The following is a 19,626-nucleotide window of genomic DNA, read 5'->3' as shown; positions in this document are numbered from 1 at the left end:
TGTGCACACGGTCGCCTGCTTTGCTGGGCGCCCGCGGTTAGGAAACTTTCCTGATGATCTGCGGCATCCCGCCACGAACGGAGGACCATGCCCTCGCACGCCCTGAAGCGCGGCCCCGCCCGCCCCCTGCTCGCGCTCGCCACCGCCACCGCCCTGACCGCCGGGGCGTTCGCCCTGGCGCCGGCGGGCCAGGCGGCCGTCGCCGACCCGGTCGGCCTCAACGCCCCGTACGAGTACCTGGGTTGGGGCAGCCCGCAGAAGCCGACCGACGTCATGGCGGCCACCGGGGTCAAGCAGTTCACGCTGGCCTTCATGCTCAGCGACGGCGGCTGCAACCCCAAGTGGGACGGCACCCGCCCGCTCACCGGCGGCAGCGACCAGAGCGCGATCAACGCGATCCGGGCGGCCGGCGGCGACGTGGTGGTCTCGTTCGGCGGCTGGAGCGGCGCCAAGCTCGGCGAGAAGTGCAGCTCGGCGAGCGCCCTGGCCGCCGCGTACCAGAAGGTGATCGACGCCTACAAGCTGAAGGCGATCGACGTCGACATAGAGAACACCGAGGTCGCCAGTGCCGCCGTCCGACAGCGGGTGGTCTCGGCGCTGAAGACCGTCGAGAGCAGGAACCCGGGCATCCGCACCTACCTGACCTTCGGCACCACGCCGACCGGGCCGGACGCCAACGGCCTGGACCTGATCAAGCGGGGCGCCGCGAGCGGGCTGGCCCTGGACGGCTGGACGATCATGCCGTTCGACTTCGGCGGCCACAGCGGCTCGATGGGCAGCGTCTCCACCAAGGCCGCCGACGGCCTGCAGAAGGCGGTGGCGTCCGCGTACGGCTACGACAGCGCGACCGCGTACCGACACATCGGCATCTCCTCGATGAACGGGAAGACCGACGAGGCCGGCGAGACCGTCTCCACCGGCGACTTCACCACCATGCTGAACTACGCCAAGGCACACCACCTGGCACGGTTCACCTTCTGGGCCGTCAACCGGGACCGCCCCTGCCCGTCCGGCACCCCGGCGGGCGACTCGTGCAGCGGGATCGGCCAGTCCGCCTACGCCTTCACGAAGATCGTCGCCGGCTACCACGGCTGAGCCGGGCCGACCGGCCGCGGCGGCTCAGCGCGGTGCGATCAGGGCCGCCTCGGCGAAGTTGTCCCAGTGGGCGGCCGCACCGAGCGGGATGCAGGCCCAGTCCTTCATCGGCCGGCCGCCCACCGGGTCGAAGATGTGGGCGCCCGGGAGCCGCAGCGCCTCGGCGAGGGCGGGCGTGTCGCGGCCCAGCCGGCAGACCAGTTCGCTCTCGTGCAGGCCGGCGAAGGCCTTGCCCGCGGAGTCCCTGAGGCAGGGCATGCCGAACATCTTCGCCTGCACGGCGCCGCGCGGAGCGAGCTCGTCGGCGATCTCCGCGTACCGCGCGGCCGGGTCCGGTCGGTCCGTCATGGCGCCATGGTGGCACCGGGCCCGGTGCCCGGACGCGCGCCACGCGGACCGGTCCCGGCCCGGCGGGGCCTTGAGGTCGACACCCTCGCCATGTAAGGATTGTAGCCCGTGAGTACCCCTGTACACGCGCTTCCCGCTTCCCCGCTCCGCGTCGCCGTCGCACAGGCCCCCGTCGCCCCGCTGGACGTCGTCGCGAACACCGCCACCGCCGCCGGACTGGTCCGCCGGGCCGCCGCACGGGACGCCCGGCTGCTGCTGCTCTCCGAGCTGTTCCTGACCGGCTACGAGACCACCGGGATCGCCGCCGACCCGGACGCCCTCACCCTCGCCCCCGACGACCCCCGGCTCGCCCCGCTGGCCGCCGCCTGCGCCGAGACCGGCACCGCGGTGGTGGTCGGCGCCCCGGTGCGCGACGAAACGACCGGCGCGCTGCACATCGCGGCCCTCGCCCTGGACGGCACGGGCCGGCTCGCCGCCGTCTACCGCAAGCAGTTCGCCACCCCCAACGAGCGGGCCGCCGGCTTCTCCGCCGGCGACGGCGGCTGCACCCTGGAACTGGACGGCTGGCGGCTCGGCCTCGGCGTCTGCTGGGACTCCGGGTTCCCCGAGCACGCCCGCGCCGCCGCCCTGGACGGCGCGCACGCCTACCTGGTCGGCGCGCTCTTCGGCCACGGCCCCGGCGCCCACCAGCGCCGCACGGTCTTCCCCGCCCGGGCGCTCGACAACACCCTGTACGTGCTGCTGGCCAACCACGTCGGCCGCTCCGGCCCGTACACCGGCTGCGGCGGCAGCGCCGTCTGGGGCCCGGACGGACGCCTGCTCGCGGAGGCCCCCGAGGACGCCCCCGAACTGCTGACCGTGCTGCTCGACCCGCAGGAGCTGGCCCGCGCCCGCACGGAGGACCCGGTCCTCCTCCAGCCCGGCCTCACCACCACCCCGACCCGCACCACCGCCGCCCTTTCCTGAGCCCCTGAATCGCCGATCCGAGCGTCCCGGTGCGGAATTCCGCGGGCCGCGGCGCGTTGTGCTGTGCAGGAGGTGTCCCACCATGGGTGACGAGGAGCAGTTCCGCATCGAGCACGACTCGATGGGCGAGGTCCGGGTGCCGGCCGAGGCCAAGTGGCAGGCGCAGACGCAGCGGGCGGTGCAGAACTTCCCGGTGTCCGGCCAGCGGCTGGAGCGGGCGCACATCGCGGCGCTGGCCCGGATCAAGGCGGCCGCGGCGAAGGTCAATGCGGAGCTGGGGGTGCTGGACGGCGACGTCGCGGAGGCCGTCCGGCAGGCCGCCGAGGAGGTGGCGGAGGGCCGCTGGGACGACCAGTTCCCGGTGGACGTCTTCCAGACCGGCTCCGGCACCTCGTCCAACATGAACACCAACGAGGTGATCGCCACCCTGGCCTCGGAGCGGCTCGGCCGGCCGGTGCACCCCAACGACCACGTGAACGCCAGCCAGTCCTCCAACGACGTGTTCCCCTCGTCGATCCACATCGCGGCGACCGCCGCCGTGACCGGCGAGCTGGTGCCGGCGCTGGAGCACCTGGCGGCCGCGCTGGAGGGGAAGGCCGAGCAGTTCGCCGAGGTGGTCAAGTCCGGGCGCACGCACCTGATGGACGCCACCCCGGTCACCCTCGGCCAGGAGTTCGGCGGGTATGCGGCGCAGGTGCGGTACGGCGTGGAGCGGCTGCGCGCCGCGCTCCCCCGGGTGGCCGAACTCCCGCTCGGCGGCACCGCGGTGGGCACCGGCATCAACACCCCGAAGGGGTTCTCCACCGCGGTGATCGCCGAGGTCGCCCGGGCCACCGGGCTGCCGCTGACGGAGGCCCGCGACCACTTCGAGGCCCAGGGCGCCAGGGACGGACTGGTCGAGCTGAGCGGTCAGTTGCGCACGGTCGCGGTCGGCTTCACGAAGATCGCCAACGATCTGCGGTGGATGGGCTCGGGCCCGCGCACCGGCCTCGGCGAGCTCAACCTGCCGGACCTGCAGCCCGGTTCGTCGATCATGCCGGGCAAGGTGAACCCGGTGATCCCCGAGGTGGTCCTGATGGTGGCGGCCCAGGTGGTGGGCAACGACACCACCGTCACGGTGGCGGGCGCGAGCGGCAACTTCGAGCTGAACGTGATGCTTCCGGTGATCGCCCGGAACGTCCTGGAGTCGGTCCGGCTGCTGGCGGCCGCCGCCCGGCTGCTGGCCGACCGCACGGTGGACGGGCTGACCGCCAACGTCGAACGGGCCCGGGAGTACGCGGAGTCCTCGCCCTCGGTAGTCACCCCGCTGAACCGCTGGATCGGCTACGAGGAGGCGGCCAAGGTCGCCAAGCAGTCGCTGGCCGAGCGCAAGACGATCCGCCAGGTGGTGCTGGAGCGCGGCTACGTGGAGCGCGGGCTGCTGACGGAGGAGCAGTTGGACGAGGCGCTGGACGTGCTGCGGATGACCCGGCCCTGAGCCGGGCGCAGGCCGGCGCTCCGCGGGCACGGGTGCGGGTGCGGGCAACGGCGACGGGTGCGGACCGCGTGGTCCGCACCCGTCGGATCGTCCGTGTCGGTATCCGTCATCCGCGGCTCCTGCCCATCCTCGAGGACATGCCGGTCAGCGCCATGGCGATGGCCGCGCCCGCCAGGCAGGTCATCACACCGCCGGTCACGACGTTGGTCCAGATCGTCCGGTAGAAGGCCTGGTCTCCGACGGTCGCCCACGGGGCGATGATCGTCCAGACGCCGATCGCCAGCCCGGCGTAGGCGCGCGCGTGGGTGCGCTCGAAGGCGGTGGCGTAGCCGCCCATCAGGAAGGCGAAGGCGAGGCCGCAGATCAGGTTGCTCAGGGTCACGCCCTGGATGCCACCCGCGGCGGGGAAGAGGGCGAAGCCGACCACCCAGGGAGAGATCGCCAGGAAGAGTCCGGCGACGACGCAGAGCGCCTCCACGCCCTGCGCGAGCATCGTCGATGTGACGCGCTCGTAGTGTTCACGCATTGCAAGGATGTCCGGATGGCGCTCCATACCCGGAAGCTGGGTCGACACCGGGAACCACCTCCAAGGTCCGTGACAAGGCAGGCGACTGCCCTTTACCCGCTGTGTCCCTTATCTAACCTTTACGCCTGATTATCACCCTTTTGTCATCATCCGGCAGGTCGCTCGATCCTCAGCCCCGCGTCGGCCTGCAGGAACGCCGCCACCGCCGCGGCCTCCTCCGCGAGACCCTCCCGAACCGCCCCCGGCAACCGCTCGAAGGGCTCCACCACCAGCTCGCCCTTCTCCCTGCGCCAGGAGCCGAGCACCCGCCCGTCGACCACCAGCGCCGGCCGGACGATCCCGCCGCCCGCATTGATCCGCCGGGCGAACTCCGGCCGCAGCACGGCGTCCCGGTCCCGGTAGCCGAGCACGTAGTTGTCGAACGCGCCGAGCAGCCGCACCACCGGCGGCCCGGCCGGCAACTCCTCCGCACCGGCGGCGGCGAACAGGCCGGGCCGGACCTCCACCGCTCCGGACGCCGCCACGGCCTCCCTGGCCGTCCGCACCGGCAGGCCCGACCAGGCCGCGAAGTCGGCGGGCCCGGCCGGGCCGAAGGCCGCCAGGTAGCGGGCGGCGAGCTCGGCGGCCGGGTCGGCCGGGGCCGGGCCGCCCGCGGGCAGCGGCACGTGGCCCGGCTGCCGCGGGGCCACGTCGGCGCCCCGGCAGAGCACCCCGTGCGCCGTGGCGAAGCCGATCAGATGGGCCGGGGCCTGGCCCTCCGGGTCGATCCCGAGGCCCTGTTCGTTGAGCAGGCGGACCAGTTCGGCCCGGCTGCGCGGCACGTCCAGCAGGGCGGGCAGCAGTTCCAGCGCGCGTTCGCAGACCTCCTCGGTCAGGCCGAGTTCGCGCCGCCGCCGGGCGCCGGCGGCCAGGTTCCGCTCGGCGAACAGGCCGAGCAGCCAGCGCGCGTCCGCGGCCGGCACCAGGTGCAGGGTGCCACGCATCAGCGCCAGCACCACCGTCTCCCCCGCGGCGAGCGCCCGCCCCGGCTCGTCCGGGTCCGCCACCCCGCGCGCCCGCAGCGCCAGCCGGGCCGCCCCGGCGTCCTGGGCCTGCACGCCCCCCGACTCCCGGGCCACCGCCGCGGCCCGCCCGGCCGGCCGGCCGAACTGCGCCTGCATCCGCCGCCGCAGCAGCTCCTCCTCGTCCATCCGGCCATTCTCCCGCCGGGCCTCGGGGCAGCACGGGAAAATTCGCTGGTACCGCGGGTGCCACTGCTGCCGGCCTGGGCCGCAGGTTCGGATCCTGTCCCCGCGCCCATGAGCCCCTTCCCCTCCCGTGCCGGCGACGCCTGTCCGCGTGAGCTGTGTCTCACCCCGGCGCGCCCGCATTGCCTATGCAACTCGTTGCATAGCAGGATGCGGGCATGGCACTGGAGCACGCGATCCTCGTCTCCCTCCTGGAGCAGCCCGGGTCGGGCTACGAGCTGGCCCGCCGCTTCGACCGCTCCATCGGGCGCTTCTGGACCGCCACCCACCAGCAGATCTACCGGGTGCTGCGGCGGATGGAGGCGGACGGCTGGGTCGCCGCGGAGGAGGTCGCCCAGGACGGGCGGCCGGACAAGAAGGTGTACTCGGCCACCGCGGAGGGCCGCGGCGTCCTGGTCGGCTGGCTGCGCGAGCCGGTCGAACCGGAGACCGTCCGGCACGAGTTGGCGGTGAAGATCCGGGCTGCGGCCTTCGACGACCCGGCCGCGCTCGTCCCCGAGGTCGAGCGGCACCGCACCGAGCACGCCGCCCTGCTCGCCCGCTACCTCTCCGGCGAGCAGCGGGACTTCCCCGATCCGGACGCCCTCGACGCCCAGCAGCGCCTCCAGCACGTGGTGCTGCGCGGCGGCATCGAGTACGAGCGGATGATCCTCGCCTGGCTGGACGACGTGCTCGCCACCCTGCACCGCCTGCAAGCCCCGCCACCCTCGACCCCTGGGACCTGATGATGCAGCTGTTCAACCCGCGCACCTACGACCCCGCGCAGTTCGACGACACCACCCGCCGGCTGCTGCGCGCGACCGTCGACTGGTTCGAGTCGCGCGGCAAGAAGGCGCTGATCGACACCTACATCGACCGCACCTGGTACGCGGACTTCCTGGAGTTCGCCGCCAAGGAGGGCCTGTTCGCGGAGTTCCTGACGCCGTCCTCGGCCGACCCGGCGAAGCGCTGGGACACCGCCCGGATCGCCGAGCTCAACGAGATCCTCGGCTTCTACGGCCTCGGCTACTGGTACACCTGGCAGGTCACCATCCTCGGCCTCGGCCCGGTCTGGCAGAGCGAGAACGAGGCGGTCCGCGCCCGCGCGGCGCAGCTGCTCTCCGAGGGCCACGTGATGGCGTTCGGCCTGTCCGAGCGCAGCCACGGCGCGGACATCTACTCCACCGACATGGTGCTCACCCCGGACGGCGAGGGCGGCTTCACCGCCACCGGCTCCAAGTACTACATCGGCAACGGCAACGTGGCCGGCCTGGTGTCGGTCTTCGGCCGCCGCTCCGACGTGGAGGGCCCGGAGGGCTACGTCTTCTTCGCCGCCGACAGCCGGCACGAGGCGTACCACCTGGTCAAGAACGTGGTGAACGCGCAGATGTACGTCAGCGAGTTCCGCCTGGAGGAGTACCCGGTGCGCGCCGAGGACGTGCTGCACACCGGCAAGGCCGCCTTCGACGCCGCGCTGAACACCGTCAACGTCGGCAAGTTCAACCTGTGCACCGCCTCGATCGGCATCTGCGAGCACGCGATGTACGAGGCCGTGACGCACGCCCACAACCGGGTGCTGTACGGCAAGCGGGTCACCGAGTTCGCCCACGTGAAGCGCGAGCTGACCGACGCGTACGCCCGTCTGGTCGCGATGAAGCTGTTCAGCTCGCGGTCGGTGGACTACTTCCGCACCGCCTCCCCGGAGGACCGCCGCTACCTGCTCTTCAACCCGATGACCAAGATGAAGGTCACCACCGAGGGCGAGAAGGTCATCGACCTGATGTGGGACGTCATCGCGGCCAAGGGCTTCGAGGCGGACACCTACTTCGACAAGGCCGCCAAGGACATCCGCGGCCTGCCGAAGCTGGAGGGCACCGTCCACGTCAACCTGGCGCTGATCCTCAAGTTCATGGGCAACTACCTGTTCAACCCGGCCGAGTTCGCGCCGGTGCCGAGCCGGGTGGACACCGCGGACGACGAGTTCCTGTTCCGCCAGGGCCCGGCCCGGGGCCTGGGGGCGATCCGCTTCCACGACTGGCGCACCGCGTACGACGCGCACGCCGCCGTGCCGAACGTGGCCCGCTTCCGCGAGCAGGCGGACGGCCTGTGCGCGCTGCTGCTGGCCCACGCGCCGAGCGCCGAGCAGCAGCAGGACCTGGACTTCCTGCTGGAGATCGGCCAGCTCTTCGCGCTGGTCGTCTACGGCCAGCTGGTGCTGGAGCAGGCGGAGCTGACCGGCGTGGACGGCGACGTCCTGGACCAGATCTTCGACGCCCTGGTGCGGGACTTCTCCGCGCACGCCACCGAGCTGCACGGCAAGTCCTCCACCACCGAGGAGCAGGCCGCCTGGGCGCTGGCACACGTCCGCCGCCCGGTGGCCGACGCGGAGCGCGCCGCCCGGGTCTGGGCGCAGGTCGAGGCGCTGTCCGGCGCCTACGAGATGCAGCCGTAAACGCGAGGGAGGGGGTGCCGCCTCTCCGGCACCCCCTCCGCCCTTCCCGTCAGAAGGTCAGCTTCCAGCTGTCGATCTTGCCGGTGTCCTGCGCGGCCACGTCCTGCACCTTCAACTTCCAGGTGCCGTTGGCGACTTCGCTGGAGGCATTGACGGTGTAGGTGGTGATCACGTTGTCGGCCGAGTCGTTGGAGCTGGAGTTCTTCAGCCGGTAGGTGCTGCCGTCCGGCGCGACCAGGTCGACCACCAGGTCGCCGCGCCAGGTGTGCTTGATGTCCACGCCCACCTGCAGGGCGGCCGGGGCGTTGCCGGACACGCCGGAGACGGTGATCGAGGAGGTCACCGCCGCGCCCGCGTCCGGGATCGCCACGTCGGCGGTGTTCTCGAAGACCGTGCCGGGCGGCGGGGCGGTCTCGGTGCCGAGCGTCCAGATCGCGTGCGCGATGGCGTCGCTCATCCGGTCCAGCGCGGTGTCGTTGATGTTCGCGGCGGTGTCGCAGGACGAGTGGTAGCAGCGGTCGAAGGCCTGGCCCGCGGTGCCGCCCCACTTGCTCGCCTGGGCGCTGGTCTTGGTGTAGTCGGCGCCGCTGAACAGGCCGCCGACGGGGATGCCCGCGTTCTTGAACGGCGCGTGGTCGGAGCGGCCGTCGCCCTCGGTCTCGGGCTCGGTGGCCACCCCCAGACCGGAGAAGTACGTCTTGAACAGGTTGTCCAGCTTGGTGTCGTCGTCGTAGACGAAGTAGCCCGGGTTCGGCGAGCCGATCATGTCGAAGTTGAGGTACGCCTCGATGCTCGAACGATCGGCGCTGGACAGGCTGTTGACGTAGTTCTTGGAGCCGATCATGCCGTACTCCTCGGCGCCCCACCAACCGAACCGCAGGTGCTTGGTCGGCTGCAGGCCGGCCCGCGAGACGGCCAGGGCGACCTCGAGGATGCCGGCCGAGCCGGAGCCGTTGTCGTTGATGCCGGGGCCCCCGGTGACGGAGTCCAGGTGGGCGCCGGCCATCACCGTGTGCGCGGTGTCGCCGCCCGGCCAGTCGGCGATCAGGTTGTAGCCGGTGGCACCGTTGTAGCTGAAGGTCTTCAGCGACGTGGTGTAGCCGGCGGCGTCCAGCTTGGCCTTCACGTAGTCGATCGAGGCCTTGTAGCCGGCCCGGCCGTGCGCCCGGTTGCCGCCGTTGGCGGTGGCTATGGACTGCAGCTGGGCGAGGTGCGCCTTGACGTTGGCGACCGGGATGTCGGGGGCCGCGGCGACGGTCGGCGCAGCAGCGGGCCTGGCCATGGCGTTGGGCGCGAGGAGGGTGGCGGCCACGCTGGCGGCGGCCACGGCGAGGAGTGCGGCGGGAGGGCGCAGGCGGGATCGCCGCTGCGCACGCCGGTGGGCATGCAGGGACACGTAGGACTCCGAGTTCCGGTGGGGCAGAAACGGGACCTGACGGCACGCCGAACGGTGGGGTGGGGCGGTCGGCGCGCAATTGACGCGCTCATGATGATCGGGGTTCGGTAAAGCTACCGTCAAGGGGCGCGCCGGTAAAGGCTGTTCGCCTGACAAGCGGTCACCGCGGGCCCCGGACGGAGCAGCAGCGCGGGCCGCGACCACCCGATCCCGGCACAGTGGCCAGGAGTGCCCCCACAGTGAAAGGCCCGCCGGCATGCCGCCGAACCTCCGCCCGCCCCTCCTCCGCCACCTGCCCCTCCTCCGCCGCCTGCTGGCCGCCGCCGCGCTGGCCGCCGCCCTGCTCCCCGCCGCCCCGGCCACCGCCGCGTCCCAGGTGCGCACCGCCTACGGCCGCCCCGTCCCGTTCGGCGACGGCGCCGCACACACCTACGTCCGGCTGCGCGGGAACGAGCCCGTCGAGATCGGCGTCGCCCTCACCCGGGGCTCACTGGACGATCTGCCCACCGAACCCAACGACGGCCGGCACTGCTTCGACCGCAACGCCGACGGCACCGTCGACCCCGTGCACGAGTGCGCCGGCGGCCACGAGTACGAGCTCGCGCTGCCCCGGGCCCTGCGGGACGTCCCCGGGGTGCCGCTGACCTTCGCCATGCTCGACTGGGACCCGGCCGGCCACGGCCCGCCGCACGTCTACGACCGCCCCCACCTGGACGTCCACTTCTACCTGCAGTCCGACAGCGAGCGGCAGGCGATCCGCCCCGGCCCGTGCGGCGCCCTGGTGGACTGCACCGACTACGCCACCGCCACCCGGCCGCTGCCGCCCGAGTACCTGCCCGCCGACTACGTGGACAAGGGCATCGTCCAGGTCGCCATGGGCAACCACCTCACCGACCCCACGAGCGACGAGTGGCACGGGCACACGTTCACGCGCACCTTCGTCTACGGCACCTACGACGCCCGGATCACCTTCCTGGAGCCGATGATCACCCTCGACGCGCTGAAGGCCGCCGAGGGCGCCGACCCGGCGGACGCCTGCCGCCCGATCAAGCAGCCGCAGGCCTGGCAGGTGCCCGGCTGGTACCCGCAGGCCTACTGCCTGCGCCACTCCCCCCTCAGCGGCGAGTACACGGTGTCGCTGGAGGACTTCGCCCGGCACTCCTGAGCACGGCCGTCCCACCCGATCACACCTGGAGGTCCCCATGCCGCCCGTCGGACTGCTCGCCCGCATCGAGGCCAAGCCGGAGCACGCCGAGGAGGTCGCCGAACTGCTGATGGACGCCCTCCCGATGGCCGTCGAGGAGGTGGACACCCGGACCTGGTTCGCCTTCCGCGAGAGCGAGACGGTCTTCGGCATCTTCGACACCTTCGACGACGCCCAGGGCCGCGAGTACCACCTCCAGGGCCGGATCGCCGCCGCCCTGATGGAGGCCGCCCCCCGGCTGCTCACCGCCCCGCCCGACATCCGCTACGTCGACGTCCTGGCGGCGGCCCTGCCGTAGCCCTGGGGTGTGCCCCGCCTGCGGACGTACGGTGGACGTGGAGAGGCTCAGCCATGATCTACACCGACCGCGAGGAAGCGGGCCGCCGGCTGGCGGCCGAACTGCAGCGGTGGCGCAGGGCCGACCCGGTCGTGGTGGCCCTGCCCCGGGGCGGCGTCCCGGTGGCCGCACCGGTGGCCCGGGCGCTCCGCGCACCGCTCGACATCTGCGTGATCCGCAAGCTCGGCGTGCCCTTCCAGCCGGAGCTCGGCATGGGCGCGATCGGCGAGGGCGGTGCCCGGGTGGTCAACGAGGCGGTGGTGCGCGGCGCCCGGGTCAGCCACGAACAGCTCGCCGAGGTCGAGCGGCGCGAACGCGCCGAGCTGGAGCGCCGGGCCGAGCGCTACCGGCGGGGCCGCCCGCCGGTGCCGCTGGAGGGCCGGACCGTGATCGTGGTGGACGACGGCGTGGCGACCGGCTCGACCGCGCTGGCCGCCTGCCGGATCGTCCGTGCCAGGGGCGCGGCCCGGGTCGTCCTGGCGGTGCCGGTAGCGCCGCAGGACTGGGCGGCCAGGCTCGGCAAGGACGTGGACGAGCTGGTGTGCCCGCACACGCCGTCCAGGTTCTGGGCGATCGGCGAGTTCTACACGGACTTCTCGCAGACCTCCGACGCCGAGGTGATCGCCCTGCTGGACGAGGCGGCGGCGGACCGGCTCCGGCCGGAGGAGGCGCCGGAGATCGCGCTGGAGGTGGGCGGGGTGGAGCTGCAGGGCGTGCTGACGCTGCCGCAGGACGCCCTGGGGGTGGTGCTGTTCGCGCACGGCAGCGGCAGCAGCCGGCGCAGCCCGCGGAACCGGTACGTGGCCGGCGAGCTCAACCGGGCCGGTCTGGGCACCCTGCTGTTCGACCTGCTGACGCCGGCCGAGGAGATCGACCGGGCGAAGGTCTTCGACACCGGGCTGCTGGGGGCCCGGCTGGCCGCGGTGACCCGCGAGGTCACCGCCCGGCCGGACTGCGCCGGGCTGCCGGTCGGCTACTTCGGCGCCAGTACGGGTGCCGCGGCGGCGCTGTGGGCGGCCGCCGAGCCGGACCTGCGGGTGGCCGCGGTGGTCTCCCGCGGCGGCCGGCCCGACCTGGCCGGGCCCCGGCTGGCGGAGGTCGGCTCCCCCACCCTGCTGATCGTCGGCGGTGCCGACCGCACCGTGCTGGAACTGAACCGGAGGGCGAAGGAGCAGCTGCACTGCGAGAGTGCACTGGCGGTGGTGCCCGACGCCACCCACCTGTTCGAGGAGCCCGGGGCGCTGGAGGCGGTGGCCTCCCTCGCCGCGGAGTGGTTCGCGGAGCACCTTGCGCCGATACCCCGATGACTGGGCAATCCGTACAGCCCGGGCTGCCCCGACCTGCTCACCTTGTACACATTGATCAGTGGAATCTGCAGCTGTTGCCCAACCCTCCGGCCGGAGGCAAGCTCTGCGCAACCGCCACCGCCCGATCCTTCGCGGTGCGGAGAACCTCAACGTGGAGGAGCACCGATGACCGCCAACGCCGTGGAACTCACCCCCGCCGAGCTGGAGGCCGGCCTCGACGCCGAGCAGCTCCGCATGCTCGTCGGCCTGGTCGAGCACGACCCCGCGGGCGACCCGTTCCCGGTCACCGCGCAGGACGCGGTGGTCTTCGTCGTGGGCAACGCCACCCAGACGGCGCAGTTCTACCAGGCCGTTTTCGGCATGGAGCTGGTCGCCTACTCCGGCCCGGAGACCGGCCGCCGCGACCGCAAGGCGTTCGTGCTGCGCTCCGGCTCCTGCCGCTTCGTGATCAAGGGCGGTGTCTCCCCGGACAGCCCGCTGCTGGACCACCACCGCCGGCACGGCGACGGCGTGGTCGACCTGGCGCTGGAGGTGCCGGACGTCGACAAGTGCATCGCGCACGCCCGCGCCCAGGGCGCCACCGTCCTGGAGGAGCCGAACGACGTCTCCGACGAGAACGGCACCGTGCGCCGCGCCGCGATCGCCACCTACGGCGAGACCCGGCACACCCTGATCGACCGCTCCCGCTACAACGGCCCGTACCTGCCCGGCTACGTCGCCGCCGAGGGCAAGGTGCAGCGGCCCGAGGGCGCGCCGAAGCGGCTGTTCCAGGCGCTGGACCACGCGGTCGGCAACGTGGAGCTCGGCAAGATGGACGAGTGGGTCTCGTTCTACAACCGGGTCATGGGCTTCGTGAACATGGCCGAGTTCGTCGGCGACGACATCGCCACCGAGTACTCCGCGCTGATGTCCAAGGTCGTCGCCAGCGGCAACCACCGGGTGAAGTTCCCGCTGAACGAGCCGGCGATCGCCAAGAAGAAGTCGCAGATCGACGAGTACCTGGAGTTCTACACCGGCGCCGGCTGCCAGCACATGGCCCTCGCCACCAACGACATCCTCACCACCGTCGACGTGCTGCGTTCGCGCGGCGTGGAGTTCCTCAACACCCCGGACTCCTACTACGACGACCCGGCGCTGCGCGAGCGCATCGGCAAGGTCCGCGTGCCGATCGAGGAGCTGAAGAAGCGCGGCATCCTGGTCGACCGCGACGAGGACGGCTACCTGCTGCAGATCTTCACCAAGCCGATCGGCGACCGCCCGACCGTCTTCTACGAGTTCATCGAGCGGCACGGTTCGCTGGGCTTCGGCAAGGGCAACTTCAAGGCGCTCTTCGAGGCCATCGAGCGCGAGCAGGAGATGCGCGGAAACCTCTGACCGACCCCCTGACGAGGAGACCGGGACATGGCGCACTACCGGCAGCTGGGCGACATCCCGCCCAAGCGGCACACCCAGCACCGCACGCCCGAGGGCGGGCTGTACTACGAGGAGTTGATGGGCGAGGAGGGCTTCAGCTCGGACTCCTCGCTGCTCTACCACCGGGGCATCCCCTCGGCGATCGTGGACGCCCGGCCCTGGGAGCTGCCGAGCCAGGCCACCACGCCCAACCTTCCGCTGATCCCCCGCCACCTGAAGCTGCACCAGCTCTTCGGCGAGGAGTGGAAGGGCACCGACGTGGTGGCCGGGCGCCGCCTCGTCCTCGGCAACTCCGACGTGCGGATCTCGTACGTGGTCGCCGGGGCGCCCAGCGAGCTGTACCGCAACGGGCTCGGCGACGAGTGCGTGTACGTGGAGGACGGCGAGGCCACCGTCGAGACCGTCTTCGGCTCGCTGGAGGTCGGCCGCGGCGACTACGTGATCATCCCGCGGGCCACCACGCACCGCTGGGTGCCCACCGGCGACGGCCCGCTGCGCGCGTACTGCATCGAGGCCAACAGCCACATCACCCCGCCCAAGCGGTACCTGTCCCGGTTCGGTCAACTGCTGGAGCACGCGCCGTACTGCGAGCGGGACCTGCGCGGGCCGGTCGGGCCGCTGCTGGTCGAGGGCACCGACGTCGACGTGCTGGTCAAGCACCGCGGCGCGACCGGCGTGGTCGGCACCCGCTACACCGTGCCGCACCACCCGTTCGACGTGGTCGGCTGGGACGGCTGCCTGTACCCGTACGTCTTCAACATCGAGGACTACGAGCCGATCACCGGCCGGATCCACCAGCCGCCGCCGGTGCACCAGGTGTTCGAGGGCAACAACTTCGTCATCTGCAACTTCGTGCCGCGCAAGGTGGACTACCACCCGCTGTCGATCCCGGTGCCGTACTACCACTCCAACGTGGACAGCGACGAGGTCATGTTCTACTGCGGCGGCGACTACGAGGCCCGCAAGGGCTCCGGCATCGGCCAGGGCTCGATCTCGCTGCACCCCGGCGGCCACACCCACGGCCCGCAGCCGGGCGCGTACGAGCGCTCCATCGGCGTCGAGTTCTTCGACGAACTCGCCGTCATGGTCGACACCTTCAGGCCGCTGGAGCTCGGCGAGGGCGGCACCGCCGGCGAGGACCCGGGCTACGCCTGGACGTGGTCCGGGGGACGGGGGCCGGCCCGGTGAAGCCGCTCTTCGCAGGACTCTTCGACGACGCCGCGCTGTTCCCGCCCGGCGACCTGCCGCTGGCCGAGGCGGTGCCCGCCCACCGCGGGCACCGCACCGCCTGGTACGCCGGGGCGGTCGGCCCGTTCCTGTGCGGGTCCGGCCGGCTGGCCGAGCTGGTGCGCACCGCCGGCCCCGGCCCGCTGCCGGTCGGGCTGCTGCTACCGGGGGGCGGCGCGGGCCCGGCCGCGGCCCTCAAGGAGGCCGCCGGACTGGACGTGGTGAGCATCGAGATCGCCACCGCCGACGTCCCCGCCACCGTGGCGCAGCTGGCCGCCGAACTGCCCACCGGGGTCGCCGCGGCCGTCGAACTGCCGCGCGACGGCCGGACGGAGGACTCGCTGGACGCCCTGGCCGGCACCCCGTACCGGGCCAAGTACCGCACCGGCGGGCTGACGGCCGACGCCTTCCCGCCGGTCGGCGAGCTGGCGGCCTTCCTGGTCGGCTGCGCCGAGCGGGCCGTCCCGTACAAGTGCACCGCCGGGCTGCACCACGCCGTCCGGCACACCGACCCGGAGACCGGCTTCGAGCACCACGGCTTCCTCAACGTGCTGCTGGCCGCCGCCGCGGGCGACCGGGCGGGTGCCGTGGAGGCGCTGGGCGAGCGCTCGGCCGCCGTCCTCGTCTCCGCGCTCGACACCCTGACGGACGATCAGGTTTCCGCCGCGCGGCGTTCGTTCACCTCCTTCGGCACCTGCAGCATCGCCGAACCCCTCGCCGACCTGGCCGACCTCGGCCTGCTCCGCCCACCCACGCTGGAGGACCGTTGACCTGGCTCGACATCCCGCAGGACTCCCCCTACGGCATCCACAACCTGCCGTACGGCGTGTTCAGCGCGAACGACCAGCCCGGCCGCCGCCGGATCGGCGTCCGGATCGGCGACCACGTGCTGGACGCGGGCGCGGCCGCCCACGGCGTCGGCGCACCGTCGGTGCTGCTCGACGCCGACTCGCTCAACCCGCTGATGGCGGCCGGGCACCGCACCTGGCGCGAGGTGCGCGGCGCCCTCACCGAGTGGCTGACCGACGAGACCCACCGCCCGGCGGTCGGGCCCTGCCTGCTGCCGCTCGCCGAGGTCGAACTGCACCTGCCGTTCGAGGTCGCCGACTACGTCGACTTCTACGCCTCCGAGCACCACGCCACCAACCTGGGCCGCCTCTTCCGCCCCGGCTCGGAGCCGCTCACCCCCAACTGGAAGCACCTGCCGATCGGCTACCACGGCCGGGCCGGCACGGTGGTGGTCTCCGGCACCCCGGTCGTCCGCCCGAGCGGCCAGCGCAAGGCGCCCGCCGACGCGGCGCCGACCTTCGGCCCGTCCCGCCGGCTCGACATCGAGGCCGAGGTCGCCTTCGTGGTCGGCACCCCGAGCGAGCTCGGCACCGCCGTGCCGATGTCGGCCTTCCGCGAGCACGTCTTCGGCGTCTGCCTGCTCAACGACTGGTCCGCGCGCGACATCCAGGCCTGGGAGTACGTGCCGCTCGGCCCGTTCCTCGGCAAGTCCTTCGCCACCTCCGTCTCGCCGTGGGTCGTCCCGCTGGACGCCCTGGAGCACGCCCGGGTCGCCCCGCCGGCCCGCGACGTGGAGCCGCTCGGCTACCTGGACGACCGCGGCGGCGAGCCCTGGGGCCTGGACATCGCCCTGGAGGTCACGCTCAACGGCCACCAGGTCTCCCGGCCGCCGTTCGCCGCCATGTACTGGACGGCCGCCCAGCAGCTCGCCCACATGACGGTCAACGGCGCCTCGCTGCGCACCGGCGACCTGTACGCCTCCGGCACCGTCAGCGGCCCGGAGCCGGACACCCGCGGCGCGCTGATCGAGCTCACCTGGAACGGCGAGCACCCGATCAAGCTCCCCGACGGCACCACCCGCACCTTCCTGGAGGACGGCGACGAGGTGACCATCACCGCCACCGCACCCGGCGCCGAGGGCAGCCGGATCGGCTTCGGCGAGGTCACCGGCCGGATCCTGCCCTGACGGGCGGCCGCCGTTCCGCCCGGTCCGCCGCTCAGGTGTGGACCGGGCAGAACGGCGGCCGGAACGGCCGCTTCGGCCCGTTCACCGGCCGCAGGTCGGCGTGCCACCGGCCGTCGATCGTGCCTCTGCGCAGCTCCACCAGCCGGTTGACGCCCCCGACGACCTGACTCCGGTAGGCGGCGACCACCGGGGCCTCCGGTCCGACCAGCGCGTCCACCGTCTCCTCCACGAAGCAGAGCGGGCAGCCGTAGGTCAGCACCACGGCGCCGGGCCGGACGCCCTGGAGCATGACGGCTCCGGTCGGCGCGACCGCCAGCACCATCTGCTCCGGCGCCGCCGACTCCCGGCCCGCCAGGCCGAGGACCTCCGCGCGCAGCTCCTCCGGGTCGGCGGGCCGGATCCGACGGCCCACCGCGAAGGCCAGCGCCAGCTGCCCGACCGTCACCAGCAGCGCGACCACGGCCAGCGCCACCAGCCAGCCCGGCCCGGCACCCAGCCCCCGCCACAGGCCGAGCCCGGCCGCCGCCAGGCCGGCCAGCAGGCCGAGCGGCGTCGTCCCCCGCCCGGCCAGGCCCCGCAGCACCAGTCCCACCAGGACCACCGTCACAACGACGTCCAGCACCGTCCCCACCGCTCCCCCTCCGGGCCTCGACCGGCCCGCCACCGGTCACCCGTATCGTTTCCAGCGGCGCGGCATTCGAGACACGGGAGAAGAGCGCATGAGTGTGGAGTTCCGGCGGGACGGCACGGCCGGGCGGATCGTCCTGGACCGGCCGAAGGCGCTCAACGCGCTCACCCACGGGATGCTCCTGGAGATCAGGGACGTTCTGCTGGCCTGGGCCGACGACGAAGCCGTCCGCACCGTGGTGCTCACCGGCGCCGGGGAGCGCGGGTTGTGCGCGGGCGCCGACATCCGGGCGCTGCACGACGAGGCACGGGCCGGCGGGGCCGGCGCCCGCGTCTTCTTCGCCGACGAGTACCGGCTGAACCACCTCATCTCCCGCTACCCCAAGCCGTACGTCGCCGTGATGGACGGCATCACCATGGGCGGCGGTGTCGGCCTCTCCGCGCACGGCTCCGTCCGGGTCGTCACCGAGCGGTCGAACGTCGCCATGCCGGAGACCAGGATCGGCCTGGTGCCCGACGTCGGCGGCAGCCGGCTGCTCGCCCTCGCCCCCGGCGAACTCGGCACCCACCTGGCGCTCACCTCCGGCTCGATGGGCCCCGGCGACGCCCTGCTCTGCGGCTTCGCCGACCACTTCGTGCCCGGCACCGCCCTGGACTCCTTCACCGCGGCCCTCGCCGACACCTCCCCCGAGGAGGCGCTCGCCGCCCACACCGCCGAACCGCCCGCCGCCGCCCTCGCCGGCCGACGGGAGTGGATCGACCGCTGCTACGCCGCCGACACCGTCGAGGAGATCCTCGACCGGCTCGACACCGCCGGCGAGGCGGAGGCCGCGGCCGCCGCCGCGGAGATCCGCGGCAAGTCGCCGACCGCCCTCAAGGCCACCCTCGCCGCACTGCGCCGCGCCCGCGGCCACCGCAGCCTCGGCGAGACCCTGGAGCAGGAGTACCTGGTCTCCTGCGCCGCCCTGGACTCGCACGACCTGGTCGAGGGCATCCGCGCCCGGGTGGTGGACAAGGACCGCAACCCGCAGTGGAAGCCGGCCGCGCTCGCCGACGTCACGGAGGAGGACGTGGCACGCTACTTCGCGCCGGCCGGCGACCCGCTCGGCCTGGGGTGACGACCGTCTCGCCTGGCGAGACTGGCGCACCGACCGGCCGGTCGGAGATCGTATCCACCGTCAGGGTGCGCGCCGAGCCGCGGCGCCGCGAAGGGAGTCAACGACGATGACCGAGTACGAGACGATCCTGGTGGACCGCAAGGACCGCGTCGGGATCATCACGCTCAACCGGCCGAAGGCGCTCAACGCGCTGAACACCCAGGTGATGAACGAGGTCGTGGCAGCCGCCACCGCCTTCGACCGCGACCCGGGGATCGGCTGTCTGATCATCACCGGCTCGGAGAAGGCCTTCGCGGCCGGCGCCGACATCAAGGAGATGCAGGACAACCGCTTCCCCGACGTCTACCTGGACGACTGGCTGGGCCCCTGGGACCGCCTGGGCGACCTGCGCAAGCCGGTCGTGGCCGCCGTCGCCGGCTACGCCCTGGGCGGCGGCTGCGAGCTGGCGATGCTCTGCGACATCCTGCTCGCCGCCGACACCGCGAAGTTCGGCCAGCCCGAGATCAAGCTCGGCGTCATCCCCGGCATCGGCGGCTCCCAGCGCCTGACCCGCGCCGTCGGCAAGGCCAAGGCCATGGAGCTGTGCCTGACCGGCCGCATGATGGACGCCGAGGAGGCCGAGCGGGCCGGCCTGGTCTCCCGCATCGTCCCCGCCGCCGACCTGATGTCGGAGGCGATGGCCGTCGCCGAGACCGTCGCCGCCATGTCGACCCCGGCCGCCGTGATGATGAAGGAGAGCGTCAACCGCGCCTTCGAGACCACCCTCGCCGAGGGCGTCCGCTTCGAGCGCCGCATGTTCCACGCCGCCTTCGCCACCGCCGACCAGAAGGAAGGCATGGCCGCCTTCGCCGAGAAGCGCAAGCCGGACTTCCAGAACCGCTGACACCCCGCGGCCCGGCCCCGGAGCGCAGTCGTTGCGCCCGGGGCCGCTG

At 73.0% G+C, this 19,626-nt stretch carries 19 protein-coding genes; 14 read left to right on the top strand and 5 right to left on the bottom strand.

All coding sequences use genetic code 11. The features are described from left to right. The first annotated feature begins 87 nt into the window (after positions 1 to 87). Complete coding sequence (locus AB0M03_RS04645; protein WP_363488362.1) at positions 88 to 1,095, top strand: chitinase; 1,008 nt, start codon at positions 88 to 90, stop codon at positions 1,093 to 1,095. A 24-nt stretch (positions 1,096 to 1,119) separates the two neighbouring features. Here the strand turns inward: AB0M03_RS04645 and AB0M03_RS04640 are convergent, their stop codons facing one another. Then, positions 1,120 to 1,443 carry a hypothetical protein gene (locus AB0M03_RS04640; protein WP_363488360.1) on the bottom strand — a complete coding sequence of 108 codons (324 nt, stop codon included), beginning with the start codon at positions 1,441 to 1,443 and terminating at the stop codon, positions 1,120 to 1,122. A gap of 108 nt (positions 1,444 to 1,551) precedes the next feature. Here AB0M03_RS04640 and AB0M03_RS04635 point away from each other — a divergent pair, with 108 nt between their 5' ends. Further along, positions 1,552 to 2,409 (top strand): carbon-nitrogen hydrolase family protein, encoded by an 858-nt coding sequence (locus AB0M03_RS04635; RefSeq protein ID WP_363488358.1) that lies wholly within the window; start codon positions 1,552 to 1,554, stop codon positions 2,407 to 2,409. A gap of 82 nt (positions 2,410 to 2,491) precedes the next feature. Next, a complete protein-coding gene (locus AB0M03_RS04630) occupies positions 2,492 to 3,886 on the top strand; it encodes a class II fumarate hydratase (protein ID WP_363488356.1) in 1,395 nt (464 codons plus the stop codon). A gap of 106 nt (positions 3,887 to 3,992) precedes the next feature. Here AB0M03_RS04630 and AB0M03_RS04625 read toward each other — a convergent pair whose 3' ends face one another. Both AB0M03_RS04625 and AB0M03_RS04620 read right to left on the bottom strand, forming a co-directional pair. Continuing rightward, positions 3,993 to 4,412, bottom strand: coding sequence for an SPW repeat protein (locus AB0M03_RS04625; RefSeq protein ID WP_363488354.1), 420 nt, complete (start codon positions 4,410 to 4,412; stop codon positions 3,993 to 3,995). Positions 4,413 to 4,558: 146 nt separating this feature from the next. Beyond that, positions 4,559 to 5,602, bottom strand: coding sequence for a winged helix DNA-binding domain-containing protein (locus AB0M03_RS04620; RefSeq protein ID WP_363488352.1), 1,044 nt, complete (start codon positions 5,600 to 5,602; stop codon positions 4,559 to 4,561). Between the two features lie 215 nt (positions 5,603 to 5,817). Between AB0M03_RS04620 and AB0M03_RS04615 the strand changes: the two genes are divergently transcribed. Both AB0M03_RS04615 and AB0M03_RS04610 read left to right on the top strand, forming a co-directional pair. After that, on the top strand, positions 5,818 to 6,384 hold the full coding sequence (locus tag AB0M03_RS04615; protein WP_363488350.1) for a PadR family transcriptional regulator: 567 nt from the start codon (positions 5,818 to 5,820) through the stop codon (positions 6,382 to 6,384). Further along, positions 6,384 to 8,090: an acyl-CoA dehydrogenase family protein gene (locus tag AB0M03_RS04610; protein ID WP_363488348.1), complete on the top strand. Its 1,707-nt coding sequence runs from the start codon at positions 6,384 to 6,386 to the stop codon at positions 8,088 to 8,090. Before AB0M03_RS04615 ends, AB0M03_RS04610 begins: the two co-directional genes overlap by 1 nt. A 49-nt stretch (positions 8,091 to 8,139) precedes the next feature. On the opposite strand, the gene AB0M03_RS04605 is transcribed toward AB0M03_RS04610, so the two are convergent. Continuing rightward, entirely contained in the window at positions 8,140 to 9,372 is a 1,233-nt protein-coding gene (locus AB0M03_RS04605; protein ID WP_363488550.1) for a M28 family metallopeptidase, read from the bottom strand. Between the two features lie 370 nt (positions 9,373 to 9,742). On the opposite strand from AB0M03_RS04605, the gene AB0M03_RS04600 reads away from it, so the two are divergent. From AB0M03_RS04600 to fahA, 7 genes are all read left to right on the top strand, one after another. Further along, positions 9,743 to 10,651: a hypothetical protein gene (locus tag AB0M03_RS04600; protein ID WP_363488346.1), complete on the top strand. Its 909-nt coding sequence runs from the start codon at positions 9,743 to 9,745 to the stop codon at positions 10,649 to 10,651. A gap of 37 nt (positions 10,652 to 10,688) precedes the next feature. Continuing rightward, complete coding sequence (locus AB0M03_RS04595; RefSeq protein ID WP_363488344.1) at positions 10,689 to 10,988, top strand: antibiotic biosynthesis monooxygenase; 300 nt, start codon at positions 10,689 to 10,691, stop codon at positions 10,986 to 10,988. Between the two features lie 53 nt (positions 10,989 to 11,041). Then, positions 11,042 to 12,334: a phosphoribosyltransferase family protein gene (locus tag AB0M03_RS04590; RefSeq protein ID WP_363488342.1), complete on the top strand. Its 1,293-nt coding sequence runs from the start codon at positions 11,042 to 11,044 to the stop codon at positions 12,332 to 12,334. Positions 12,335 to 12,568: 234 nt separating this feature from the next. After that, positions 12,569 to 13,708 (top strand): 4-hydroxyphenylpyruvate dioxygenase, encoded by a 1,140-nt coding sequence (hppD, locus tag AB0M03_RS04585; protein WP_363488548.1) that lies wholly within the window; start codon positions 12,569 to 12,571, stop codon positions 13,706 to 13,708. 27 nt (positions 13,709 to 13,735) lie between these two features. Further along, positions 13,736 to 14,935 carry a cupin domain-containing protein gene (locus AB0M03_RS04580; RefSeq protein ID WP_363488340.1) on the top strand — a complete coding sequence of 400 codons (1,200 nt, stop codon included), beginning with the start codon at positions 13,736 to 13,738 and terminating at the stop codon, positions 14,933 to 14,935. Further along, positions 14,932 to 15,744, top strand: coding sequence for a hypothetical protein (locus AB0M03_RS04575; protein WP_363488338.1), 813 nt, complete (start codon positions 14,932 to 14,934; stop codon positions 15,742 to 15,744). The genes AB0M03_RS04580 and AB0M03_RS04575 overlap by 4 nt, the downstream gene beginning before the upstream one ends. Continuing rightward, positions 15,741 to 16,949 carry a fumarylacetoacetase gene (fahA, locus tag AB0M03_RS04570; protein ID WP_363488336.1) on the top strand — a complete coding sequence of 403 codons (1,209 nt, stop codon included), beginning with the start codon at positions 15,741 to 15,743 and terminating at the stop codon, positions 16,947 to 16,949. Before AB0M03_RS04575 ends, fahA begins: the two co-directional genes overlap by 4 nt. A gap of 31 nt (positions 16,950 to 16,980) precedes the next feature. Here the strand turns inward: fahA and AB0M03_RS04565 are convergent, their stop codons facing one another. Next, positions 16,981 to 17,571, bottom strand: coding sequence for a hypothetical protein (locus AB0M03_RS04565; protein ID WP_363488334.1), 591 nt, complete (start codon positions 17,569 to 17,571; stop codon positions 16,981 to 16,983). A gap of 97 nt (positions 17,572 to 17,668) precedes the next feature. Here AB0M03_RS04565 and AB0M03_RS04560 point away from each other — a divergent pair, with 97 nt between their 5' ends. After that, positions 17,669 to 18,694 (top strand): enoyl-CoA hydratase/isomerase family protein, encoded by a 1,026-nt coding sequence (locus AB0M03_RS04560; RefSeq protein WP_363488332.1) that lies wholly within the window; start codon positions 17,669 to 17,671, stop codon positions 18,692 to 18,694. 106 nt (positions 18,695 to 18,800) lie between these two features. Next, positions 18,801 to 19,577, top strand: a complete 777-nt coding sequence (locus AB0M03_RS04555) for an enoyl-CoA hydratase (RefSeq protein ID WP_363488330.1) — start codon at positions 18,801 to 18,803, stop codon at positions 19,575 to 19,577. Positions 19,578 to 19,626: the final 49 nt, after the last annotated feature.

Origin of the sequence: Kitasatospora sp. NPDC051914, assembly GCF_040680995.1 — a bacterium.
Taxonomy (GTDB): Bacteria; Actinomycetota; Actinomycetes; order Streptomycetales; family Streptomycetaceae; genus Kitasatospora.
Note: the sequence above shows the minus strand (reverse complement) of the source record. Positions and strands in the feature narration are given on the sequence as shown.

What these genes read in the sequence shown, in the direction of transcription:
- AB0M03_RS04605 (WP_363488550.1), bottom strand. Translation starts at nt 9,372, where the DNA reads ATGGCCAGGCCCGCTGCTGCGCCGACCGTCGCCGCGGCCCCCGACATC.
- AB0M03_RS04630 (WP_363488356.1), top strand. Translation starts at nt 2,492, where the DNA reads ATGGGTGACGAGGAGCAGTTCCGCATCGAGCACGACTCGATGGGCGAG.
- AB0M03_RS04555 (WP_363488330.1), top strand. Translation starts at nt 18,801, where the DNA reads ATGACCGAGTACGAGACGATCCTGGTGGACCGCAAGGACCGCGTCGGG.
- AB0M03_RS04610 (WP_363488348.1), top strand. Translation starts at nt 6,384, where the DNA reads ATGATGCAGCTGTTCAACCCGCGCACCTACGACCCCGCGCAGTTCGAC.
- AB0M03_RS04625 (WP_363488354.1), bottom strand. Translation starts at nt 4,412, where the DNA reads ATGCGTGAACACTACGAGCGCGTCACATCGACGATGCTCGCGCAGGGC.
- AB0M03_RS04600 (WP_363488346.1), top strand. Translation starts at nt 9,743, where the DNA reads ATGCCGCCGAACCTCCGCCCGCCCCTCCTCCGCCACCTGCCCCTCCTC.
- AB0M03_RS04640 (WP_363488360.1), bottom strand. Translation starts at nt 1,443, where the DNA reads ATGACGGACCGACCGGACCCGGCCGCGCGGTACGCGGAGATCGCCGAC.
- hppD (WP_363488548.1), top strand. Translation starts at nt 12,569, where the DNA reads ATGCTCGTCGGCCTGGTCGAGCACGACCCCGCGGGCGACCCGTTCCCG.
- AB0M03_RS04595 (WP_363488344.1), top strand. Translation starts at nt 10,689, where the DNA reads ATGCCGCCCGTCGGACTGCTCGCCCGCATCGAGGCCAAGCCGGAGCAC.
- AB0M03_RS04560 (WP_363488332.1), top strand. Translation starts at nt 17,669, where the DNA reads ATGAGTGTGGAGTTCCGGCGGGACGGCACGGCCGGGCGGATCGTCCTG.
- AB0M03_RS04645 (WP_363488362.1), top strand. Translation starts at nt 88, where the DNA reads ATGCCCTCGCACGCCCTGAAGCGCGGCCCCGCCCGCCCCCTGCTCGCG.
- AB0M03_RS04590 (WP_363488342.1), top strand. Translation starts at nt 11,042, where the DNA reads ATGATCTACACCGACCGCGAGGAAGCGGGCCGCCGGCTGGCGGCCGAA.
- AB0M03_RS04580 (WP_363488340.1), top strand. Translation starts at nt 13,736, where the DNA reads ATGGCGCACTACCGGCAGCTGGGCGACATCCCGCCCAAGCGGCACACC.
- AB0M03_RS04615 (WP_363488350.1), top strand. Translation starts at nt 5,818, where the DNA reads ATGGCACTGGAGCACGCGATCCTCGTCTCCCTCCTGGAGCAGCCCGGG.
- AB0M03_RS04620 (WP_363488352.1), bottom strand. Translation starts at nt 5,602, where the DNA reads ATGGACGAGGAGGAGCTGCTGCGGCGGCGGATGCAGGCGCAGTTCGGC.